General features: G+C 69.6%; 2 protein-coding genes and 1 pseudogene. All 3 read right to left on the bottom strand.

Annotation, left to right across the window (positions count from 1 at the left end; translation table 11 throughout):
- A partial coding sequence (locus M529_RS29440; protein ID WP_040600338.1) for an AAA family ATPase occupies positions 1-753 on the bottom strand: 753 nt, incomplete at its 3' end.
- A complete protein-coding gene (locus M529_RS29435; protein ID WP_031294454.1) occupies positions 750-1994 on the bottom strand; it encodes a DUF4350 domain-containing protein in 1245 nt (414 codons plus the stop codon). The genes M529_RS29435 and M529_RS29440, both read right to left, overlap by 4 nt.
- Positions 1991-2345, bottom strand: a pseudogene (locus tag M529_RS29430) (DUF4129 domain-containing protein); the annotation flags it as partial. The gene M529_RS29435 and the pseudogene M529_RS29430, both read right to left, overlap by 4 nt.

Raw genomic sequence — 2345 nt, 5'->3', positions numbered from 1 at the left:
GGGTGAGGCGCCGCTTTCCAGGTCCGCGACGTCGCGCGTGCCGCGGACCAGCGCCAGGATATAGTCGACCACCTCGTCCGCCAGCCGCACCGCGCCCACCGTCGCCAGCGCCGCGCCCAGCGTCGCGGCATCGGCGACCGGGTTCACGCCCCAGTCCTCCGGCATCATCGCGTTGGTGCGTGCGCCATGGGTGGCGATGATCCGCCGTTCCTCCGCCTCGCTCGGATAATCGACCGTCTGCTTGAAGAGGAAGCGGTCGAGCTGCGCCTCAGGCAGCGGATAGACGCCCTGCTGCTCGATCGGGTTCTGCGTCGCCACCACCATGAAGCGGTCCGACAGCGGCAGGCTTTCGCCGTCGATCGTGACGGTGCGCTCCTGCATCGCCTCCAGCAGCGCCGCCTGCGTCTTGGGCGGGGTGCGGTTGATCTCGTCCGCCAGCAGCAGCTCGGTAAAGATCGGGCCGCGCGTCAGCGTGAACTGGCTGGTCTGGAAGTTGAACAGATTGGCGCCGATGATGTCGCCGGGCATCAGGTCCGGGGTGAACTGGATGCGCCCGAAATCGAGGCCCAATGCGCGGGCGAAGCTGTGCGCGATCAGCGTTTTCGCGGTACCCGGCGGCCCTTCCAGCAGGATGTGCCCGCCGGAGAACAGGGCGACCAGCATCAGGTCGACCGTCGCCTCCTGCCCCACGACCGCGCGCGCGACCTCCTGCCTGATGGCCTGCGCCAGCGCCTGGACTTCTTCCACCGTCACGTCCGTTTCTCCCATTGCCAGGCATGGAGCGCCCGGGCCGTTTCCATCAGTTCGCGCCGGTCCTGCGCCTCCTCCGCCGCGCGGGCGAGATCGGTGAAGCGCTGCCGTCCGGTCAGATTGTCGAGATAGGCATCGACCGCGTCGCCCTTGAGGCGCGCGGGTACGCCGAAGATGCGCGCCGCCCGCTCGCGGATCACGGCGGCGTAGCGCCCGCCCAGCCGCGCCTCCCGCCCCGCCTTGCGGATCAGCGCGGCACTGTTGTCGACCAGCGCTGCCTTGCCGAAGGCAACAGCGCGTTCGCGCGGGCGCAGCGGGCCGAAGCGGCCGAAAGCATGGATACCAGCCAACAGCAGCGCGGCGAGGATCGCCAGCGTGGCAGCGAGGAAGGGCGGCTCGAACAGCAGCTTCAGGGGGCTCTGCGAATGGCCGAAGCCGTTCATCGCCACGTCGAAGGCGATGCCTTCAGCGCCGGTGCTGTTCATCCAGTCGAGCAGCGCCAGCGCGGAAGCCGCCTGGTCCTCCTCCTTCATGCCGCGATTGTTGAGCAGGTCGGGATCGGCAAGCACGTAGAGCGGCCCGCCGCCGAGCCGGGCGAGGACGATCCCGCCGTTCCGGTCGGTGATGAGCGGCGTCAGATCGCGCCAGCTGTCGGCCTGCTGATTGTTGTTGCGGTCGATGCCGGTGATGACCTGGATCGGGCGCGGCGCCCAGAAGCGAACGGCTGCCGGGAGGTCGTGGGTCACCAACCGTCCGCCCCCGCTCTTATATTGTCGCATCGTGAAGCGCACGCCGGGCGCCAGCACGCCGACCGGCTCGGAGAGCGGCATCAGCCCGGCGTAGCGCGACCAGCCCTGATGCTCCCGGTCGGGCACCATGAGCCATTTCGGCAGGACGAAAAGGGTCGGCTTCCCCTCCCGCCCGCGCAGCGCGGCGCTGATGTCGATCGACCCCCGTTCCGGCGTGACCACCAGCAGATCTTCGCTGTCATATTGATGCGGATGGCGGACGATGCGCGGATGGCGCCCGGTCGCCTCCGCCAGCCGCACCAGCCCGGCATAACCCGTGACTGCGGTGGAAAGGGCGTGTGAACCGCCGTTGCGGCCCGATCGCAGGTCGGGCGCATAGGCGCCCAGAACCAGCATGGCAGCGAAGGCGACGATGCCGATCGCCAGCATCAGCCCGACGGTGAAACCCCGGAACAGCGCCGGCTGATCGCCTTTCGTCAGGGCGATATCGCTCATGCCGACCATGTCCTTGTCTGCGCGAAATCGGCATAGGCGGCGCGGCAGCGATGCCATTCGTCCGCGTCGATCGCGCGGCCGCCGAACAGGCTGCGCTCCACCGCCGCCGCAATCTCCGCGAACAGGCGGCGCGGAGCTTGGGGAATGCCCTCGGCGCGGGAAAGGTCGCGGCTGGTGAGCGCGGGCCGCACGATCTGGGGCCTGCGACGCGACAGGTCTTCGACGCTGCGCAGCAACAGATGGTGCACCGCCTCGGCATAGCGGCCCTGGCCGGCCAGTGCATCCGCCTCCTGCAGCCAGGCGCGCGCGGGCGCCGCCTCCGGCGCCCAGCTGTCCTCGGCCTCAACGGCC

Origin of the sequence: Sphingobium ummariense RL-3 (assembly GCF_000447205.1) — a bacterium.
GTDB classification, from domain to species: Bacteria; Pseudomonadota; Alphaproteobacteria; order Sphingomonadales; family Sphingomonadaceae; genus Sphingobium; species Sphingobium ummariense.
This window is presented reverse-complemented; position numbering and strand designations above follow the sequence as displayed.

Coding starts and splice junctions, on each gene's coding strand:
- M529_RS29435 (WP_031294454.1), bottom strand. CDS start 1,994: ATGAGCGATATCGCCCTGACGAAAGGCGATCAGCCGGCGCTGTTCCGG.